At 64.9% G+C, this 19,234-nt stretch carries 23 protein-coding genes; 6 read left to right on the top strand and 17 right to left on the bottom strand.

Features of this window, described 5'->3' with window-relative positions:
• Positions 1–7 precede the first annotated feature (7 nt).
• From hemW to GGI48_RS17375, 9 genes are all read right to left on the bottom strand, one after another.
• Positions 8–1,210: a radical SAM family heme chaperone HemW gene (hemW, locus tag GGI48_RS17335; RefSeq protein ID WP_260620448.1), complete on the bottom strand. Its 1,203-nt coding sequence runs from the start codon at positions 1,208–1,210 to the stop codon at positions 8–10.
• Positions 1,207–1,803: an RdgB/HAM1 family non-canonical purine NTP pyrophosphatase gene (gene rdgB, locus GGI48_RS17340; RefSeq protein ID WP_179602044.1), complete on the bottom strand. Its 597-nt coding sequence runs from the start codon at positions 1,801–1,803 to the stop codon at positions 1,207–1,209. The genes hemW and rdgB overlap by 4 nt, the downstream gene beginning before the upstream one ends.
• Positions 1,800–2,234, bottom strand: a complete 435-nt coding sequence (locus tag GGI48_RS17345) for a DUF4426 domain-containing protein (RefSeq protein WP_016967625.1) — start codon at positions 2,232–2,234, stop codon at positions 1,800–1,802. The genes rdgB and GGI48_RS17345 overlap by 4 nt, the downstream gene beginning before the upstream one ends.
• A 26-nt stretch (positions 2,235–2,260) precedes the next feature.
• On the bottom strand, positions 2,261–2,881 hold the full coding sequence (gene metW / locus GGI48_RS17350) for a methionine biosynthesis protein MetW (protein WP_016967626.1): 621 nt from the start codon (positions 2,879–2,881) through the stop codon (positions 2,261–2,263).
• A gap of 7 nt (positions 2,882–2,888) precedes the next feature.
• Entirely contained in the window at positions 2,889–4,028 is a 1,140-nt protein-coding gene (locus GGI48_RS17355) for a homoserine O-acetyltransferase (protein WP_179599339.1), read from the bottom strand.
• 163 nt (positions 4,029–4,191) lie between these two features.
• Positions 4,192–4,485, bottom strand: coding sequence for a DUF167 domain-containing protein (locus GGI48_RS17360; RefSeq protein ID WP_179599341.1), 294 nt, complete (start codon positions 4,483–4,485; stop codon positions 4,192–4,194).
• The gene (locus GGI48_RS17365; RefSeq protein WP_016967629.1) at positions 4,485–5,072 is read right to left on the bottom strand and encodes a YggT family protein; all 588 of its coding nucleotides are present in this window, start codon (positions 5,070–5,072) and stop codon (positions 4,485–4,487) included. Before GGI48_RS17365 ends, GGI48_RS17360 begins: the two co-directional genes overlap by 1 nt.
• Before the next feature lie 24 nt (positions 5,073–5,096).
• Complete coding sequence (gene proC / locus GGI48_RS17370; protein ID WP_016967630.1) at positions 5,097–5,915, bottom strand: pyrroline-5-carboxylate reductase; 819 nt, start codon at positions 5,913–5,915, stop codon at positions 5,097–5,099.
• A gap of 34 nt (positions 5,916–5,949) precedes the next feature.
• Entirely contained in the window at positions 5,950–6,648 is a 699-nt protein-coding gene (locus tag GGI48_RS17375) for a YggS family pyridoxal phosphate-dependent enzyme (protein WP_016967631.1), read from the bottom strand.
• Between the two features lie 193 nt (positions 6,649–6,841).
• On the opposite strand from GGI48_RS17375, the gene GGI48_RS17380 reads away from it, so the two are divergent.
• Positions 6,842–7,876 carry a type IV pilus twitching motility protein PilT gene (locus GGI48_RS17380; protein ID WP_103741288.1) on the top strand — a complete coding sequence of 345 codons (1,035 nt, stop codon included), beginning with the start codon at positions 6,842–6,844 and terminating at the stop codon, positions 7,874–7,876.
• A gap of 86 nt (positions 7,877–7,962) precedes the next feature.
• Here the strand turns inward: GGI48_RS17380 and GGI48_RS17385 are convergent, their stop codons facing one another.
• Positions 7,963–8,586: a C40 family peptidase gene (locus GGI48_RS17385; protein WP_016964946.1), complete on the bottom strand. Its 624-nt coding sequence runs from the start codon at positions 8,584–8,586 to the stop codon at positions 7,963–7,965.
• Positions 8,587–8,837: 251 nt separating this feature from the next.
• On the opposite strand from GGI48_RS17385, the gene GGI48_RS17390 reads away from it, so the two are divergent.
• Positions 8,838–9,257 carry an NINE protein gene (locus GGI48_RS17390; RefSeq protein WP_016964945.1) on the top strand — a complete coding sequence of 140 codons (420 nt, stop codon included), beginning with the start codon at positions 8,838–8,840 and terminating at the stop codon, positions 9,255–9,257.
• A gap of 59 nt (positions 9,258–9,316) precedes the next feature.
• Here GGI48_RS17390 and GGI48_RS17395 read toward each other — a convergent pair whose 3' ends face one another.
• The 7 genes from GGI48_RS17395 to gshB form a co-directional block, all read right to left on the bottom strand.
• Positions 9,317–10,588, bottom strand: coding sequence for a dihydroorotase (locus GGI48_RS17395; protein ID WP_016964944.1), 1,272 nt, complete (start codon positions 10,586–10,588; stop codon positions 9,317–9,319).
• Positions 10,585–11,589, bottom strand: a complete 1,005-nt coding sequence (locus tag GGI48_RS17400; protein ID WP_011064007.1) for an aspartate carbamoyltransferase catalytic subunit — start codon at positions 11,587–11,589, stop codon at positions 10,585–10,587. The genes GGI48_RS17395 and GGI48_RS17400 overlap by 4 nt, the downstream gene beginning before the upstream one ends.
• 25 nt (positions 11,590–11,614) lie before the next feature.
• Positions 11,615–12,121 carry a bifunctional pyr operon transcriptional regulator/uracil phosphoribosyltransferase PyrR gene (gene pyrR, locus GGI48_RS17405; RefSeq protein WP_016964943.1) on the bottom strand — a complete coding sequence of 169 codons (507 nt, stop codon included), beginning with the start codon at positions 12,119–12,121 and terminating at the stop codon, positions 11,615–11,617.
• 116 nt (positions 12,122–12,237) lie between these two features.
• Positions 12,238–12,675 carry a Holliday junction resolvase RuvX gene (ruvX, locus tag GGI48_RS17410; protein ID WP_016964942.1) on the bottom strand — a complete coding sequence of 146 codons (438 nt, stop codon included), beginning with the start codon at positions 12,673–12,675 and terminating at the stop codon, positions 12,238–12,240.
• Positions 12,675–13,244, bottom strand: a complete 570-nt coding sequence (locus GGI48_RS17415) for a YqgE/AlgH family protein (RefSeq protein ID WP_016964941.1) — start codon at positions 13,242–13,244, stop codon at positions 12,675–12,677. Before GGI48_RS17415 ends, ruvX begins: the two co-directional genes overlap by 1 nt.
• Positions 13,245–13,398: 154 nt before the next feature.
• Positions 13,399–14,298, bottom strand: coding sequence for an energy transducer TonB (locus GGI48_RS17420; protein ID WP_047306488.1), 900 nt, complete (start codon positions 14,296–14,298; stop codon positions 13,399–13,401).
• Positions 14,299–14,427: 129 nt separating this feature from the next.
• Positions 14,428–15,399: a glutathione synthase gene (gshB, locus tag GGI48_RS17425; RefSeq protein ID WP_016964939.1), complete on the bottom strand. Its 972-nt coding sequence runs from the start codon at positions 15,397–15,399 to the stop codon at positions 14,428–14,430.
• A gap of 234 nt (positions 15,400–15,633) precedes the next feature.
• Here gshB and pilG point away from each other — a divergent pair, with 234 nt between their 5' ends.
• The 4 genes from pilG (at position 15,634) to GGI48_RS17445 (ending at position 19,215) form a co-directional block, all read left to right on the top strand.
• On the top strand, positions 15,634–16,038 hold the full coding sequence (pilG, locus tag GGI48_RS17430; protein WP_016964938.1) for a twitching motility response regulator PilG: 405 nt from the start codon (positions 15,634–15,636) through the stop codon (positions 16,036–16,038).
• 57 nt (positions 16,039–16,095) lie between these two features.
• Positions 16,096–16,461 (top strand): twitching motility response regulator PilH, encoded by a 366-nt coding sequence (gene pilH, locus GGI48_RS17435; protein ID WP_042941009.1) that lies wholly within the window; start codon positions 16,096–16,098, stop codon positions 16,459–16,461.
• Positions 16,462–16,471: 10 nt separating this feature from the next.
• A complete protein-coding gene (locus GGI48_RS17440) occupies positions 16,472–17,011 on the top strand; it encodes a chemotaxis protein CheW (protein WP_016964936.1) in 540 nt (179 codons plus the stop codon).
• Between the two features lie 140 nt (positions 17,012–17,151).
• Positions 17,152–19,215, top strand: a complete 2,064-nt coding sequence (locus GGI48_RS17445) for a methyl-accepting chemotaxis protein (protein WP_047306486.1) — start codon at positions 17,152–17,154, stop codon at positions 19,213–19,215.
• Positions 19,216–19,234: the final 19 nt, after the last annotated feature.

Genomic DNA, 19,234 nt, shown 5'->3' on the forward strand with positions numbered 1-19,234 from the left:
GATTTCCTTAGATCAGAAAGTATTGCAGCAGGTCATTGAGGAAGAGTTGCCCACGGGCCGTGGCCGCCAGGCGTGACGGTTCGACCTGCAACAAGCCGCTTTGTTCGGCCTGGCGCCGGCCTTCGGCAAGGCTGCTCAGGTCCAGGCCGGTGCGCTGGGCGAACAGTGCGGCGTCCACACCGTCGGTAAGGCGCAGGGCGTTCATCAGGAACTCGAACGGCAGTTCTTCGTTGCCCAGGTCTTTCTCGCCGGCCTTGAACGGCTTGGCCGGGTTCAGGTAGTCCTTGGGCAGGCGGGTCTTCCAGGTGCGCTGGATGCGCCCGTCCGGGTGGCTGAGCTTGCCGTGGGCGCCAGCGCCGATGCCGATGAAGTCGCCAAAGCTCCAGTAGTTCAGGTTATGCCGCGCCGCGCGCCCGGGCTGGGCGTAGGCCGAGACTTCGTACTGGGCGTAGCCATGCTCGGCCAGCAGCGCCTGGCCGGCTTCCTGGATATCCCACAGGGTGTCGTCTTCCGGCAGCACTGGCGGCTGGTTCCAGAACACGGTGTTGGGTTCCAGGGTCAGCTGGTACCAGGACAGGTGGGTCGGCTTCATGGCGATGGCCTGGCGCAGGTCGTCCAGGGCATCGTCCAGGGACTGGTCCGGCAAGCCGTGCATCAGGTCCAGGTTGAAGTTGTCGAACCCGGCCTGGCGCGCCATGCCGGCGGCGCGGATCGCTTCATCGCCGTTGTGGATGCGCCCGAGGGCCTTGAGCTTCTGTTCCTGGAAGCTCTGGATGCCGATGGACAGGCGGTTGATGCCCAGGGCGCGGTAGGCGGTGAACTTCTCCTGCTCGAAGGTCCCGGGGTTGGCTTCCAGGGTGATTTCGATATCGCCGGCGAAGGGGATGCGCTGTTCCACGCCCTTGAGCAGCCGGCCGAGGGCCTGGGCGCTGAACAGGCTCGGGGTGCCACCGCCGAAGAAGATCGAACTCAGCTCGCGGCCATGGACCGCGTGCAGCTCCAGATCGAGGTCGGCGAGCAGGGCGTCGACGTACTCTTCTTCCGGCAGCGTCGGGCTGGCGGCGTGGGAGTTGAAGTCGCAATAGGGGCATTTGCGTACACACCACGGGATGTGGATGTACAGCGCCAGGGGCGGCAACTGGGGCAGCGCCGCCCGAGGCGTTGGCGCGCCGCCGAGAATCAGCGGCGACGCGGATCGGTCTTGGCTCATTGCAGGCCCAGGCGTTGCCGCAGAATGGCCATGGCGCGGGCGCGGTGGCTGAGCCGGTTTTTCTCCTCGGGGCCCAGCTCGGCGCTGGAGCAGTCACGTTCCGGCACCCAGAACAGCGGGTCGTAGCCAAAGCCGTGCTCGCCGCTGGCGGCGGTGAGGATGCGCCCGTGCCACAGGCCTTCGCAGAGGATCGGCAGCGGATCGTCGGCGTGCCGCACCAGGGCCAGGACGCAGACGAACTGCGCGCCGCGCTGCGCTTCTGGCACGTCCTTCAAGGCGTCGAGCAACTTGGCGTTGTTCGCCGCGTCGCCCTGGCCGTCGGCATAGCGCGCCGAGTAGATGCCCGGCGCGCCACCGAGGAAGTCCACCGCCAGGCCGGAATCGTCGGCCAGCGCCGGCAGGCCGGAAATGCGCGCGGCATTACGCGCCTTGAGGATGGCGTTTTCGACGAACGACAGGCCGGTTTCTTCCGGCTCGACGCTGCTGAACTCGCCGATCGAGCGCAATTGCACCGAGGCGCCGAGCATGGCCTGGAGTTCTTTGAGTTTGCCGGCGTTGTGGCTGGCCAGTACGAGTTGCGTAAGGTTCATTATTCGCCCGGGAATAGCTCTTGGTTGAAGCTGAAGCTGTTGGTGTCACCACCGGTTTGCACGGTGATGGTGAAGGTACGGGTTTCCTGCTGTTCCACCGGGAACTGGGCGATGTAGTAGATCGCGCCCTGTTCGCTGATCTGGCGGAACTTCAGCGGGATGCTCTTGCTGGTCAGGTCCTTGACCGTGCCGCTGACCTGGCCGACCAACGGCTTGCCATCCTTGATCAGGGACACGTTGATCACGCCCTGGTTCTTGCTGCGAACCAGCTCCGCGGCCCTGGCGACGTCAGGTTGCAGGTAGGTGGAGTTGAAGGTGTTGTAGTGCACGGTGATGTCACCGAACACCTCCTTGCGTTCGCTCTTGATCGGGTCCGCGGCCAGGGCGCTGAAGCTCAGGCAGGCAGCCAATAGAAATGTCACCAGACGTCCCATGATGGTTCTCCTCGATGCAACGTGGTTTAAACCGCGACTTTGTGCTCTTGCAGACCGGGACTGCTGACGCGGTAGATGCCGATCTCTCCCAACAGATTAGGCCATAGCTTACTGGCCCACCCGTGGCGGTGTTGTTGATCGACGGCAAGGCGGTTGATCACCCGGGCTTGGCGCTCGCGGCACAGCTCTTCGAAATCCTCGAAGGTGCAGAAGTGGATGTTCGGCGTGTTGTACCAGGTGTACGGCAGGAACTCCGAGACCGGCATCCGGCCCTTGCTGGCCAGGTACCAGCGGCAGCGCCAGTGACCGAAGTTGGGGAAGGTGATGATGCATTGGCGCCCGACCCGAAGCATTTCGTCGAGGATCTTGTCCGGGTAGTGCACGGCCTGCAGGGCCTGGGTCATGACCACGATATCGAAGCTGTTGCTGGCGAAGTTGCCCAGGCCCTTGTCCAGGTCCTGCTCGATCACGTTGATGCCCTTGGCCACGCACTCGGCGATGTTGTCCGGGTCGTTTTCCAGGCCGTAGCCGGTGACCTGCTTGTGTTCCTGCAGCCAGCTCAGCAGCTCGCCGTTGCCGCAGCCCAGGTCGAGGACGCGGCTGCCGGCGGGGATCCATTCCTGGATGATTTCCAGATCGGCTCTCATCGTGTCCTCACAGCGTTATGCGGTTCATGTAGTGACTAAAGGCCTGCAGGTAGCGCGGGATCGGGATCAGGAAGGCGTCGTGCCCCTGAGGCGCGTCGATCTCCAGGTAGCAGACGTCCTTGCGCGCGGCCATCAGCGCGTCCACCAGCTCCCGGGAACGGGCCGGGGAGAAGCGCCAGTCGGTGGTGAAGGACATCACGCAGAACTTGGCGCTGGCGTTGGCGAAGGTCTTGGCCAGGTCGTCGTCGAAGTTCGCCGCCGGGTCGAAATAGTCCAGGGCCTTGGTCATCAGCAGGTAGGTGTTGGCGTCGAACCGCCCGGAGAACTCCTCGCCCTGGTAGCGCAGGTAGCTTTCCACCTGGAACTCGACGCTGTGGAAGTCGTAGTTGAGCTTCTCGCTCTTGAGGCCACGGCCGAATTTCTCGCCCATGGAGTCATCGGACAGGTAGGTAATGTGCCCCACCATGCGCGCCAGCATCAGCCCGCGCTTGGGGATCACGCCCTGTTCCTGGAACGAGCCGCCGTGGAATTCCGGGTCGGTGAGGATCGCCTGGCGCGCCACTTCGTTGAAGGCGATGTTCTGCGCCGAGAGCTTGGGCGCCGAGGCGATGGCCAGGCAGTGCCGGACCCGGTCCGGGTAGGTGATGGTCCATTGCAGGGCCTGCATGCCGCCCAGGCTGCCGCCGATCACCGCCGCCCACTGGCCGATGCCCAGGCGGTCCGCCAGGCGCGCCTGGCTGTGCACCCAGTCTTCCACGGTGAGCACCGGGAAGTCGGCGCCGAACGGCTTGCCGGTGTCCGGATTGAGGCTGCTGGGGCCGGTGGAGCCGTTGCAGCCGCCGAGGTTGTTGAGGCTGACCACGAAGAACTTGTTGGTATCGATGGGCTTGCCGGGACCGATGCAGCTGTCCCACCAACCGGGCTTGCGGTCATCAACGCTGTGGTAACCGGCGGCGTGATGATGGCCAGACAGGGCGTGGCAGATCAGCACCGCGTTGCTGGCGCTGGCATTGAGCTGACCATAGGTTTCATAGATCAGGTCGTAGGCGGGCAGCGAGCGTCCGCAGGCCAGGGCCAGGGGTTCGCCGAAGTGGGCCAGTTGCGGTGTGACCAGACCAACAGAATCGGGGGGGAAGGCAGTTGGCATCGATCCTGCTCTCGTTCAAATGAGGCGTAAGTCTAAAGACCACTGCCCCCAGCGGCAAGCAAAGCCCGGGGCTGTGTTTCGTCGGGGAAAATGGCGGGGGAGCTTCGCTGGCAAGCCAGCTCCTACAGCTGACATGGGGCGCAGGCGCCGGCTTGTCGGCGAATCAGACGGGACGCGCCAGCCCCGGCAGATCCGGCAGCTTCTTCGGCGCTTGCAGGCGCACGCGCTTCTGCCGGTTCAACTCGCCGCTGATCAGGCTGACGTGGCTCTTGGGGATGCCGAAGGCCTTGGCCAGGAACGCCATCAGGTGCGCATTGGCCTTGCCCTCCACGGGCGGCGCGGTGAGGCGGATTTTCAAGCGCTCCCCATGCAGGCCAGCGAACTCATCGCTGCTGGCCTTGGGTTGCAGGTGACAATCGAGAATCAGATCGTCACCGTCCCAGCGGAAAAAACTCATCAGATCAGCCCGAACAGCTCGCGGGGCATGAAGGTGTAGAACGCCAGGCGGGGAATCAGCCACTGCTGCAGCAGCTGAATCACGATAAAGGCCAGGATCGGCGAAATATCCAGGCCGCCCAGGTTCGGCACGATGCGACGGAACGGCGCCAGGAACGGCTCGCTGATCTGGTAGGCCAGCTCGGCGCCCGGACTCTGGCTGCCGGGCGCGACCCAGGACAGGATCACGCTGATGATCATGGCGAAGAACCACACCTTGAGCAGCAGGGCGAAGATGCCGATCGGCGCCCAGAGCAGCAGCCCGAGGACGTTGAAGGGGATGTAGCTGAGGGTGAGGATGATGGCGAACAGCAGCATCTGCACGATCAGCGCCAGGACCAGCGACGACAGGTCCAGGCCGAACACGCTGGGAATGACCCGGCGCATGGGTTTGAGCAGCGGCTGGGTGGCGCGCACGATGAACTGGCAGATCGGGTTGTAGAAGTTCGCCCGTACCACTTGCAGGATGAAGCGCAGCAGGACCACCAGCAGGTACAGACTGCCCAGGGTCTGAATCACGAAAATGGCAGCGTCGTTGAGTCCGAACATTATGGGTTCCTTTGTGGGGGCGAATTAACGACCGAGTTGTTCGGCCATCTCGGCCGAACGGTGCGCGGCGGCAGCTAGGGCTTGCTCCACCAGGGCTTCGAAGCCGTTGGCCTGGAAGGATTTGATGGCCGCTTCCGTGGTCCCGGCCGGCGAGGTCACGCGGCGGCGCAGTTCGGCGGCGTCGACGTCGCTGGAAACGGCCATGTGGGCAGCGCCCAGGGCGGTTTGCAGGGTCAGTTGGGCGGCGGTTTCCCGTGGCAGGCCGAGTTTCTCGCCGGCGGCGGTCATGGCTTCGATCAGCAGGAAGAAATAGGCCGGGCCGCTGCCGGAGACGGCGGTCACCGCGTCCAGTTGCTGCTCTTGATCCAGCCACAGGGCGATGCCCACGGCGGACAGCAGCTCCTCGGCCTGATGGCGCTGTTCAGGGCTGACCCGGGCGTTGGCATACAGGCCGCTGACGCCCTGGCGCAGCAGCGCCGGGGTGTTGGGCATGCAGCGCACTATGGGTTGTTCGCCGAGCCAGTGGCTCATGCTGGCGCAGGTGATGCCGGCGGCGATGGACACCACCAGCTGCTGCGGCTGCAGGTTTGGACGCAGGGCCTCGCACACGGCTTTCATGGCCTGGGGCTTGACCGCCAGAACGATCACGTCGACGCCGGCGATGGCCTCGGCGTTGTCGGCAAACACCTGGATGCCGTGCTCGGCCGCCACCTTGGCCCGGGTTTCGGCTCCGGGGTCGCTGGCGCGGATCTGCGCCGCCTCCAGGCCTTTGGCGCGCAGGCCGCCGATGAGGCTGGCCGCCATGTTGCCGGCACCGATAAAAGCGATACGAGTCGTGTTCATGACAGGTCCTTATGAGAGGTCAGGGTCAGTCGCATCAGGACTGACTGTAGTCGCGGGCGCCAAACAGCGCGGTGCCGATCCGCACCCAGGTGGCGCCTTGGGCAATGGCCGCTTCGAGGTCGTGGCTCATGCCCATGGAAAGGGTGTCCAGGGGCAGCTTGAGGCTGTCCCGCAGTTGATTGTTCAAGGCCTGCACCGCGGCGAAGGCAGCCTCCTGGGCGGCCCGATCCTCGGTGGGCTCGGGTATCGCCATCAGCCCGCGCAGTTGCAGGCGCGGCAATGAGCTGATGGCGCTGGCCAGGGCCGGCAGGTCGGCCGGGGTGCAGCCGGATTTGCTGGCTTCGCCGCTGACGTTCACCTGGATGCAGATGTTCAGCGGCGGCAGCTCGGCCGGGCGTTGCTCGGACAGGCGTTGGGCGATTTTCAGGCGATCCACGGAATGCACCCAGGCAAAGTGCTCGGCGATGGCACGGGTCTTGTTCGACTGAATGGGGCCGATGAAGTGCCAACTCAAGGGCAGGTCGGCCAGTTCCTGTTGCTTGCCCAGGGCTTCTTGCAGGTAGTTCTCGCCGAAGTCCCGCAGGCCGGCGGCGTAGGCTTCGCGCAGGGCGGCGGCGGGCTTGGTCTTGCTCACGGCCAGCAACTGGACGCTGGCCGGGTCACGCTGTACGGCCTGGCAGGCGCTGCGGATGCGCTCGGCGAGCTGGGCGATGTTGTCTGCTATCGTGGACATTCGATTTCTTCTCAAAAGTACCGGCGGCCTCGGCCTGCCGGCTGCCGCGTGAATCCACCAGACCCTCACCCTCCACTGGCCAGAGCATTGCTCGATGGCCGTGGCGGACCTTGCCCTTGCATCGGGCAATGGCCGGCGCCCAGGGGCGGGCGGGTCTGAAGCTCGCGGCATTCTACTGGAATTGGGGGCCACTATGGACATCACCGAACTCTTGCTCTTGAGCGTCGCCCGAGGGGCTTGCGACCTGCATCTGTCCGCCGGACTGGCGCCGCTGTTGCGGATCGACGGCGATATCGGGGCGCTGGAAGGGCCTGCCCTGGACCAACAGCAGACGCTGGCCTTGATCCACGGCCTGATGAGCGAACCCCAGCGCCAAGCTTTCGCCGCCACCCGGGACCTGGACTTCGCCTACGAGCTGCCGGGCGTGGCGCGCTTTCGGGTCAATGCCTTCCAGCATGCCCGGGGTGCCGGCGCGGTGCTGCGCCTGATTCCTGCGCGGGTACAGAGCCTGGAAGCGTTGGGGCTGGGGGAGGTGTTTCGGCAGATTGCCGAGACGCCCCGGGGGCTGGTGCTGGTGACCGGGCCCACCGGCAGCGGCAAGTCCACCACTCTGGCGGCGATGATCGATCACCTGAACCGGCATCGGCGCCAGCACATCCTCACCATCGAAGACCCCATCGAATTCGTGCATCCGCAGCACAGCTGCCTGGTGCACCAGCGTGAAGTGCAGCGCGACACCCAGAGCTTCGCCAGCGCCTTGCGCGCGGCGCTGCGGGAAGATCCGGACGTGATCCTGCTGGGCGAGTTGCGCGACCTGGAGAGCATCCGCCTGGCCCTGACCGCAGCCGAAACCGGGCACTTGGTGTTCGCCACCCTGCACACTGCATCCGCGGCCAAGACCATCGACCGGCTGGTGGACGTGTTCCCGGGGGAAGAAAAGGCCCTGGTGCGCTCGATGCTGGCCGAGTCGCTGCAGGCGGTAATTGCCCAGGTGTTGCTGAAGAAGGTCGGTGGTGGCCGAGTGGCCGCGCACGAAATCATGCGGGGCAGCCCGGCGATTCGTAACCTGATTCGCGAGGACAAGGTGGCGCAGATGTATTCGGCGATCCAGACCGGCGGCGCCCAGGGCATGCGCACCCTGGACATGAGCCTCAAGGCCTTGCTCGGGCAAGGGCTGATCAGCCGTGAGCAGGCGCGGGAGCAGGCAAGGATGCCGGAGAGCTTTTGACCGGGCTGGAAATGCATTCGCCGGCAAACCGGCTCCTACAGGTGGGCGTAGGAGCCGGCTTGCCGGCGAATGGGCGAATCAGCAGATTAGCGCTGCACGACCCGCAGAGGCGCGTGTTCCTTGGGCAGGACCCGCTTGGCAACCACATAGTGGCTCTGCCAGTAGGGCTTCTTCAGGGTGTCGATGGTCACCGCCTTGCCGCGCCGCGGGGCGTGGATGAAGCGGTCTTCGCCCAGGTAGATGGCGACGTGGTTGACCTTGCGGCTCTTGATGTTGAAGAACAGCAGGTCGCCCGGCTTCAGGTCCTTGCGTTCGACCTTCTGCCCGTGGCCGCTGGCCATGGCGTTGGAGGTGCGCGGCAGATCCACGGCGGCAACGTCGTTGAAGGCGTAACGCACCAGGCCGCTGCAATCGAAGCCTTTACTTGGGCTGCTGCCGCCCCAACGATAAGGCGTACCGAGGACGTTGACCGCGCGGCTGAGGACAGTAGTGCTCGGCCGGCCGGCGTTGTTGGCCACCAGCTTGCTATCGGTCTTGCTCAGGCGGGTGGGGTGCTTGATGTTGCTCTTGTTCTTGGCGGTGACCGTCGAAACATGAGGTTTCGGGGTGTAGCCATTGACGTTGGGAAGTCGTTGCTCACGGTTGGTGGCGTGGGCGGCCAGTGGCATTAATAGGCAAATGGTTAGCCATGTCTTGAAAAATGGTCGCATTAGGCAAGGCTCTTATTTGGTTTGCGCGCAACTTTATAACAGCTTTCAGGTCACTTCCGTGGCCGTTTGTCGATTCAACCTTGGGGTCAACTTCGGCAAAGAGGTGGCAACTTGACGCAGAAAACTGTCAGAAGTCAGGCGGTACAAGGCTTTGACGGGAGAGAAGGTAACATTGCCCACATGTCGAACGCCTGTAAAAAAGTCACAAAGGTTTTAAGAATATTTATCTATCACCTGCAAAGAGGCTCTTAATGAACACCTATCGTCAGGATGCATCCGCCCATGACACTCACAGCAAGGTGATCGGTTACCTGTTGTGGATTTTCGGCTTTACCGGTGCCCACCGCTTCTATTACGGCAAGCCGGTGACCGGGACCATTTGGTTCTTCACCTTCGGTCTGTTGGGCATTGGCTGGCTGATCGACCTGTTTCTGATCCCGTCCATGGATCGGGAAGCGGACTTGCGTTTCACCTCGGGCCCGCTGGAGTACAGCGTCGCCTGGATTTTGCTGACCTTCCTCGGGGTATTTGGCGTGCACCGCATGTACCAGGGCAAATGGCTGAGCGGGGTGATCTACCTGTTCACCGGCGGCCTGTTCTTCCTCGGGGTGCTGTATGACTTCTGGACCCTGAACGATCAGGTGTCGCTGGAAAACGCCAAGCGCCGCTAACCAATCGAGCCGGCCCCACGTAGGAGCCGGCTCGCCGGCGAAAACAAGCGCCGCTGTTTTCAGCCCTGATAGCTGATGTGTCCGTCCACCAGGGTGTAGCGCACCGCGCCCGGCAGGCTATGGCCGAGGAACGGGCAGTTCTCGCCCTTGGACAGCCAGCGCTCGCCGGCCACGGTGGAACTGGCTGGGTCGAACAGCACCAGGTCCGCAGCGCCACCTTCCACCAGCTTGCCCGCCGGCAGGCGCAAGGCGGCGGCCGGACCGGCGCTGAGGCGCGCCAGCAGGGTCGGCAGGTCCAGCAAACCGTCCTGCACCAGGGTCAGGGCCAGCGGCAGCAGCAATTCGACGCTGCTGATGCCCGGCTCGGTGGCACCGAAGGGCGCCAGCTTGGCGTCGCGCTCGTGGGGCTGGTGATGGCTGGAGATGGCTTGCACCACCCCGGACTTCACCGCCTCGCGCAAGGCGTCACGGTCGGCCCGTGAACGCAGCGGCGGCTGTACGTGATACAGGCTGGAGAAGTCGATCAGCGCCTCGTCGGTGAGGATCAGCTGATACAAGGCTACATCGGCGGTCACTGGCAGGCCGCGGGCCTGGGCCTGGGCGATCAGCTCAACGCCGCGGGCGCTGGTCAGCTGGCTGAAGTGAGCGCGCACGCCGCTTTGTTCCACCAGCAGCAGGTCCCGGGCCAGGGCCACGGTTTCCGCGCTTTCGGGAATCCCCGGCAAGCCGAGGAAGCTGGCGGTAGCACCTTCATGGGCCAGGCCGCCTTCGGCCAGGTCGCGATCCTGGGAGTGAAAGATCACCGTCAGGTCGAAGGTGGCGGCGTATTCCAGGGCGCGGCACAGGGTGCGGGTGCTGCGGAAACCGTCCAGGCCGTTGCCGAAAGCCACGCAACCGGCGTCACGCAACGCGATCAGCTCGGCCAGTTGCTCGCCTTCCAGGCCCTTGCTCAAGGCGCCGATGGGGAACACCTTGCTGTTGCCGGCTTCGCGGGCGCGGTCGAGGATCAGCTCGGCCACCGCCGAGGTGTCCAGAACCGGCTTGGTACGCGGCGGGCAGCACAGGCTGGTGACGCCACCGGCCGCGGCGGCGCGGGTTTCGCTGGCAATGCTGCCCTTGCGGCTGTAGCCCGGCTCGCGCAGGGCGACGCTCAGGTCCACCAGGCCGGGCGCGGCCACCAGGCCCTTGGCGTCGATGCTGGTAACGGCGTTGAAACCATGGGGCGCGGCGCCGATGGCGACGATCTTGCCGGCTTCCAGGTGTAAATCGGTGGTTTGATCCAGGCCGCTGCTTGGATCGATGACGCGGGCGCCGAGAATGCTGAGCTTCACTGGGCGTTCTCCTGCTCGAATTGTCGCTGGGCGGTCTGCCCGCTCATGGCCATGGACAGCACGGCCATGCGCACTGCGATGCCGTAGGTCACCTGATTGAGGATTACCGAGTGCGGACCGTCGGCCACCGCCGATTCGATCTCCACGCCACGGTTGATCGGGCCCGGGTGCATGACGATGGCGTCGGGCTTGGCCCCGGCCAGGCGCGCGGTGGTCAGGCCGAACAGGCGGTAGAACTCGCCTTCGCTGGGCAGCAGGCCGCCCTGCATGCGCTCGCGTTGCAGGCGCAGCATGATCACTACGTCCACGTCCTTCAGGCCTTCGGTCATGTCGGTGTAGACCTTGACCCCGTACTGCTCGATGCCGATCGGTAGCAGGGTTTTCGGCGCGATCACGCGGATGTCCGGGCAGCCGAGGGTTTTCAGCGCCAGCATGTTCGAGCGCGCCACCCGCGAGTGCAGGATGTCGCCGACGATGGCCACCGAGAGGTTCTCGAAGCCGCCCTTGTGCCGGCGGATGGTCAGCATGTCGAGCATGCCCTGGGTCGGGTGGGCGTGACGGCCGTCGCCGCCGTTGATGATCGCCACCTGTGGGCACACGTGTTCGGCGATGAAGTGCGCGGCGCCGGAGTCGCCGTGGCGCACCACGAACATGTCGGCGGCCATGGCTTCCAGGTTGCGCAGGGTGTCCAGCAGGGTTTCACCCTTGCTCGCCGAGGAGGTCGAGACATTCAGGGTGATCACGTCCGCCGACAGCCGCTGGGCCGCCAGTTCGAAGGTGGTGCGGGTGCGGGTGGAGTTTTCGAAGAACACGTTGCACACGGTCTTGCCGCGCAGCAGCGGGACTTTCTTCACCGCCCGGGCGCCGACTTCGAGGAAGGAGTCGGCGGTGTCGAGGATTTCCGTCAGCAGCTCGCGGTTCAGGCCGTCGAGGGACAGGAAATGGCGCAGCTGGCCCTGATCGTTGAGCTGCAGCGGGCGCTTGGCGTCTAGAGGCGTCATCGCAATGGACTCTTAAAAGGGCGAGTTAGAGGGCGAGGTCTTGGAGCTCGAGTTGAAGCGGCGCAGGACCGGACAATTTTACCCGCTCGTGGGCGGCCAGCGACAGGGTTGCGCCCACCACATTCGGACGGATCGGCAGCTCGGCGGCGTTCAGGTCCAGCAGGCAGACCAGGGTTACGCTGGCCGGGCGGCCGTAGTCGAACAGCTCATTGAGGGCCGCGCGCACGGTGCGGCCGCTCATCAGCACGTCGTCGATCAGCACCAGGTGCTGGCCTTCGATCTCGAACGGCAGCTCCGAAGGCCGCACCTGCGGATGCAGGCCGTTCTGGCTGAAGTCGTCGCGATAGAAGGACACGTCCAGGGTGCCCAGGGGCGCGTCGCTGCCCAGGGCTTCCAGCAGGGCCTGGGCCACCCACACGCCACCGGTACGGATACCGATGAAGCGTGGCTCGCTGATGGCGCGCTGGGTCAGGTAGGCGTTGAGATCAGTGGCCATCTGGCTGATCAGGGCGGCGGGATTGGGCAGGCTCATGGTGGCTCCTTCGTGGGCTCGCGCCTGCTGCCGGGCAGCAGGGCACGGGAACTTACGGCTGGTGTTGGGCCAGGAGGCGCGCAGCCCGGGGCTGCGCATCTTCAGGATTCGGGATATCAGGTATTCAACAGCGTGGCGTTTTCATCGAGCCAGCCCTGCAGCAGCAGGGCCGCGGCGATGGCGTCCACCGGGTTGTCGCGGTAACTGCCTTTCTGCCCGCCCCGGGCCAGGCGTTCGCCCTTGGCCTCGAAGGTGGTCAGGCGTTCATCGTGGGTATAGAAGGGCACATTGAAGCGGCCGTTCAGGCGCCGGGCGAACTTCTCGGCGCGCACGCACATGTCGCTGGGGCTGCCGTCCATGTTCAGGGGCAGGCCCACCACCACGGCGTCGGGTTTCCACTCCTTGATCAGGGCCTCCACCTGATTCCAGTCCGGCACGCCGTTCTGCGCCTTGAGGGTGCACAGCTCGCGGGCCTGGCCGGTGATGGCCTGGCCCACGGCGACGCCGATCTGCTTGGTGCCGTAGTCGAAGCCGAGGATCAGTCGCAAGGCCATCAGGCGTGGCCCGCCTGGCTGGTGAGCAGGCTGAGGTTGACCCCCAAGTGCCGGGCGGCGGCTTCCAGGCGCAATTCGCTGCTGGTGTTGAACAGGATGTCGGCGTCGAAGGGGCAGGTCAGCCAGGCGTTGTCCGCCAGCTCGGCTTCCAGTTGCCCGGCTTCCCAGCCGGCGTAGCCCAGGGCGATCAGGCTCTTGGCCGGGCCGACGCCGTCGGCGATGGCGAACAGCACATCCTGGGAGGTGGACAGGGACAGCCCTTCGAGCTCCACCGTGGCCTGGTAGACCGGACCGCTGGGGTGCAGGACGAAGCCGCGATCGGTCTGCACCGGGCCGCCGCTGAAGATCGGCACGTGCTGGCACAGCAGCGGCGGTTCTTCGTCGGGGCGCAGTTGTTCGAGGATATCCGCCAGGTTCAGGTCCTGGGGCCGGTTGATCACCAGGCCCATGGCGCCACTGGCGTTGTGCTCGACGATGTAGGTCAAGGTCTGCGCAAAGTTCGGGTCGGCCATATGGGGCATGGCGATCAGGAAGTGATGCTTGAGATAGCTTGGGCTGACATTTTTCATGAGCGCTAGTGTGGCGGTGGCGGGCCCGGCTGACAAGCGTCACCCGGTGGGTGCCGGCTTATCGGCGAAGGCGACGTTGGGGTTTGCGCTGGGCGGGCCTTTTCGCCGGCAAGCCGGCTCCTATGGGAGATGGGCTCTTGCCCGCGGAGGCGGGTCAGTTGCTCGACAGCTTGTCGCCCCGGGCGAAGCGCCAGGTGCGGATGATTTCCAGGCGGTCGATGTCCGCCAGGTCGCCGGTGAAGGGCGCGAACGGCGCGGCCAGGCGCACGATGCGCTGGGCGGCCTGGTCCAGCAGCGGCTGGCCGGAGGATTCCAGCACCAGCACTTCATACAGCGAGCCGTCGCGGTTGATCGAAACCATCAGCCGCAAGTTGCCGTAGATCTGCTTGCGCCGGGCCTCCTCGGGGTAGTTGAGGTTGCCGATGCGCTCGACCTTCTTGCGCCACTCGTCCTTATACCAGGCGCCCTTGTCGCGCATGGTCGAGGCGGCGCTCAGGCGGTGGATGCGCGGGCGCTTGGCGTACAGCTGTTGTTCGTTGGCCAGTTCGGCTTCCAGGCTGGAGATCTCGCTGGACAGCTGGGAGCTGTCGAACGTCGGGGTGTCGGCCTTGGGCGTCGGGTCTTTCTTGACCTCTTCGCGCTGGGTCACGGTCTTTTTCGGTTTCGGCGCGGTGGTGGCCACGGCCGCCTTGGGCGCGGCTTCCTTGACTTCAGGCTTGACCGACGGCGGAGGCACGACCTTTTTCACCGAATTGTCCTGGAACGGCGCCACTTCGGTGGTTTTCGGAATGGCCTTCTTGTCCAGGGTGCCGCTGCCTTCCTGGTGCTCTTGGGCGAGAAAGTCAGCCTTCTTCGGCTTGGTCTCGCTCTTGAAGGTGGCCAGGGTGATTTCCAGGGTCTTGCTGATGGTCTGGGGTTCGGCGAAGGAAAAACCCAGGCCGAGGATCAGTGCCAGGTGCAGCAGCGCCGCCAGGAACAGGGTAAATCCCAGGCGATCGGCCGCGCGCACGCCGCCATGGGCTAGCTCGGGGGGCAGATCGGACGGCAGGCTCATGGGCGGTTCGACATCACGGCAGGCATCACACAACCAACATCACGTTTTCACAGGCGGCGCATGATAACGCAATGTTGGTTTCAAGCCTTGAGTGCCAAGCTTCAAGCGACAAGCTGCAGATGACGCAGATCAAGCTTGCGGCTTGTTGCGGGCGGCTTGCAGCTTGCGTTCGATGGCATCCATCAGCCGCGCGCCGATCTGGGTGCCGAAGGCGTTGTCGATCTCACGGATGCAGGTGGGGCTGGTGACGTTGATTTCCGTCAGGTGCTCGCCAATCACATCGAGGCCGACGAACAGCAGGCCCTTGGCCCGCAGGGTCGGGCCGACCTGGGCAGCAATCCAGCGGTCCTTGTCGCTCAGTGGACGGGCTTCGCCACGACCGCCGGCGGCCAGGTTGCCACGGGTTTCACCAGCGGCGGGGATGCGCGCCAGGCAGTAGTCCACCGGTTCGCCATCGATCATCAGGATGCGCTTGTCGCCGTCCTTGATCGCCGGCAGGTAGGCCTGGGCCATGATCTGCTGGCTGCCGAGCACGGTCAGGGTTTCGAGGATCACCGACAGGTTCGGGTCGCCGGCGCGGTGACGGAAGATCGAGGTGCCGCCCATGCCGTCCAGGGGCTTGAGGATCACATCGCCATGCTCGGCGGCGAACTCGCGCAATACATCGGCGCGGCGGCTGACCACGGTCGGCGGGGTGCATTGCGGGAACAGGGTGGCGAACAGCTTTTCATTGCAGTCGCGCAGGCTCTGGGGCTTGTTGACCACCAGCACGCCGGCGCTTTCGGCCTGTTCCAGCAGGTAGGTGGAGTAGACGAACTCCATGTCGAACGGCGGGTCCTTGCGCATCAGGATCACGTCCAGATCGCTCAGCGGGCAGTCGATCTCGGCGTCCAGCTCGAACCATTTCTCCGGGTTGGCGAACACCTGCAGCGGCCGCATGCGCGCCCGCGCCACGCCGGCGCCCTGGTACAGGTCGCGCTGCTCCATATAGAAGAGGGTCCAGCCGCGCTCCTGGGCGGCCAGCAGCATGGCCAGCGAGCTGTCCTTCTTGTAGGAGATGCTGGCGATAGGGTCCATGACAATCCCGACGCGAACGCTCATGGGTGGATTCCTTAAAAAATGAGTGGGAGCAAGGCAAAAAAAGTGGCGTCAGAGTGGCGCTGACAGGGGCCTGGGTCAAGGAAAAACCACTGCCTGGCATGGTCCATAGATTGCAGGGGGGAGAGTGTGCTAAAAAGGCTCGCAGGCCGGGCCGAGGCCTTGAAGTTCAAGGGTTTGGGGCGTTGGCCGGCGGTACCGGATCAAATCATTCGCTGGGGCGATGGCAGAGCAGATATGGAACAGCATTCCAACGCCTTGAAGGTGATGGTGATCGACGATTCGAAGACGATTCGCCGCACGGCCGAAATGCTGTTGAAGAACGTCGGCTGCGAGGTCATTACCGCCGTGGACGGTTTCGAGGCCCTGGCCAAGATCGTCGATCATCATCCCGGCATCATCTTCGTCGACATCATGATGCCGCGGCTCGATGGCTATCAGACCTGTGCGCTGGTGAAGAACCACAGCGCGTTCAAGTCCATCCCCGTGATCATGCTGTCCTCCAAGGACGGCCTGTTCGACAAGGCCAAGGGGCGCATCGTCGGCTCCGACCAGTTTTTGACCAAACCCTTCAGCAAGGAAGAACTGCTGAGCGCAATCAAGGCCCACGTTCCGGACTTTGTCGCGCTTGCGCCACAGTAGACACGCACAATGGCGCCCGGCCCGTGGGCCGCGCGCCCATACCGTATGGGGAAGACCATGGCTCGTATTCTGATCGTCGATGACTCGCCGACTGAAATGTACAAACTCACCGGCATGCTGGAAAAGCACGGCCATGAAGTGCTCAAGGCCGAAAACGGCGCCGACGGCGTGGCCCTGGCCCGGGAAGAAAAGCCCGATGCGGTGCTGATGGACATCGTCATGCCCGGCCTCAACGGCTTCCAGGCCACCCGCCAGTTGACCAAGGACGCCGAGACCAGCCATATCCCGGTGATCATCATCACCACCAAGGATCAGGAAACCGACAAGGTCTGGGGCACCCGCCAGGGCGCCAAGGACTACCTGACCAAGCCGGTGGACGAAGAGACCCTGATCAAGACCCTGAACAGCGTCCTGGCCGGCTGATCGCCCGGCCATGAGCGAAACCCAGACCGCCTTCGAGCTGCTGCTGGAAATCGACCAGCGCTGCCGCCTGCTGGCCGCCGACCTGCCGTCCCAGGAAACCCGCCAGCACGGCTGGAGCGGCATCGGCTTCCGCCTCGGGGAGCATTGGTACGTGGCGGCCATGGGCGAAATCAGCGAAGTGCTGCACGAGCCGCGCTACACCCTGCTGCCCGGGGTCAAGCCCTGGGTCAAGGGCGTGGCCAACCTGCGCGGGCGGCTGCTGCCGATCATGGACCTGTGCGCCTTCTTCGGTCATGAGCTCTCGCCCCTGCGCAAGCAGCGGCGGGTGCTGGTGGTGGAGTACAAGGAGCTGTTCGCCGGCCTGCTGGTGGATGAAGTGGCGGGCCTCAAGCATTTTGCCCAGGACAGTCTGGAGCCGGGCCCCGGTGACTTTGCCATTGCGGCGATCAACCCCTACCTGCAGGGGCAGTTTCGCAGCGAGCAGCTCTGGCAGGTCTTCAGCCCCTTCGCCCTGGCCCGCTCGCCGGCGTTCCTGGAGGTGGCGGCGTGAGCCTCGCCCGGTCCTGCTTGCCCTGCGTTCGCTGTACCACGGCCAGCCCGTGCTGCCCTGGTTCCATCCATGCTGCCCGAGCGTTGCATGCGCCCCGGGCTCCTGAAAGCGGGATCGCCCGCTCGCCACAGGCCTGATCGATGACCAAAGCCAAAACCGGCAAGCCCCTGGAAGGCTCCCGCAGTCGCTCGCAGATCATCGTGCTGTTCATCGCACTGATCGTGTTCATCATGCTGCTGTTCGCCAACTTCGCGTACCTGAACACCCAGGCCACCTACGACAAGCAGTACATCGGCCACGCCGGCGAGCTGCGGGTGCTGTCCCAGCGCATCGCCAAGAACGCCACCGAAGCGGCGGCCGGCAAGGCCGCGGCGTTCAAGCTGCTGGGGGATGCGCGCAACGACTTTGCCCAGCGCTGGAGCTACCTGAAGAAGGGCGACCCGGCCACCGGCCTGCCCGGGGCACCGGTGGTGCTGCGCCAGGAAATGCGCGCGGTGCAACTGGACTGGGAAAAACTGCTGAAGAACGCCGACGTCATCCTCGGCAGCGAGCAGACGGTGCTGTCCCTGCATCAAGTGGCGGCGACCCTGGCGGAAACCGTGCCCCAGCTGCAGGTGGAATACGAAAAGGTGGTGGAGATCCTCCTGCAGCGCGGCGCTCCGGCCGCCCAGGTGGCCATGGCCCAGCGCCAGTCGCTGCTGGCCGAGCGGATTCTCGGGGCGGTCAACACGGTGCTGGCCGGCGATGAAAATGCGGTCCAGGCCGCCGACGCCTTTGGCCGTGATGCCGCGCGCTTTGGCCAGGTCCTCAACGGCATGCTGCAGGGCAACCCCGGGTTGAAGATCAGCCAGGTCGAAGACCCGGACGCCCGGGCCCGGCTGGCGGAAATTTCCGAATTGTTCGAGTTCGTCTCCGGTTCCGTGGACGAGATCCTCGAAACCTCTCCCGAGCTGTTCCAGGTCCGCGAATCGGCGAGCAACATCTTCAGCCTGTCCCAGACCCTGCTGGATGAAGCCTCGCTGCTGGCCACCGGCTTCGAGAACCTGGCCGGCAGCCGCAAGCTGGACACCATCGGCGGTTATGTCCTGGGCCTGCTGGCTCTGGCCTCGATCATCCTCATCGGCCTGGTGATGGTCCGCGAAACCAACCGCCAGCTGCGGGAAACCGCCGAGAAGAACGAGCGCAACCAGAACGCGATCATGCGCCTGCTGGACGAGATCGAGGACCTGGCCGATGGCGACCTGACGGTCACCGCCTCGGTCACCGAAGACTTCACCGGGACCATCGCCGACTCCATCAACTACTCCGTGGACCAGCTGCGCGACCTGGTGGCCACCATCAACCTCACGGCGGGTCAGGTGGCCGGCGCGGTGCAGGAAACCCAGGCCACCGCGATGCAGTTGGCCGAAGCGTCGGAGCACCAGGCCCAGCAGATTTCCGAAGCCTCCATGGCGATCAACGAGATGGCCCAGTCCATCGACCAGGTGTCGGCCAACGCCGCCGAGTCGTCGGCGGTGGCCGAGCGTTCGGTGGAGATCGCCAACAAGGGCAACGAGGTGGTGCACAACACCATCCACGGCATGGACAACATCCGCGAACAGATTCAGGACACCGCCAAGCGCATCAAGCGCCTGGGCGAGTCGTCCCAGGAAATCGGCGACATTGTCAGCCTGATCGACGACATCGCCGACCAGACCAATATCCTGGCCCTCAACGCGGCGATCCAGGCTTCCATGGCCGGTGATGCCGGGCGCGGTTTCGCCGTGGTGGCCGACGAGGTGCAGCGGCTGGCGGAGCGCTCCTCGGCCGCCACCCGGCAGATCGAGACCCTGGTGCGGGCGATCCAGACCGACACCAACGAAGCGGTGATCTCCATGGAGCAGACCACCACCGAAGTGGTGCGCGGCGCGCGTCTGGCCCAGGACGCGGGGGTGGCCCTGGAAGAGATCGAAGGCGTGTCCAAGACCCTGGCGGCGCTGATCCAGAGCATTTCCAACGCGGCCCAGCAGCAGACCTCCTCGGCCGGGCAGATCTCCCTGACCATGAACGTGATCCAGCAGATCACCTCGCAAACCTCGTCCGGCTCCACCGCGACCGCCGAGAGCATCGGCAACCTGGCGAAAATGGCCAGCCAACTGCGCCGCTCGGTGTCCGGCTTCACTTTGCCGGCCACCCGGGCCCCGGCCCCGAATGACAATCGCTGACGCAAGGCCTTGACGGGAG

The sequence above is a fragment of the Pseudomonas protegens genome, from assembly GCF_013407925.2.
Lineage (GTDB): Bacteria > Pseudomonadota > Gammaproteobacteria > Pseudomonadales > Pseudomonadaceae > Aquipseudomonas > Aquipseudomonas fluorescens_AP.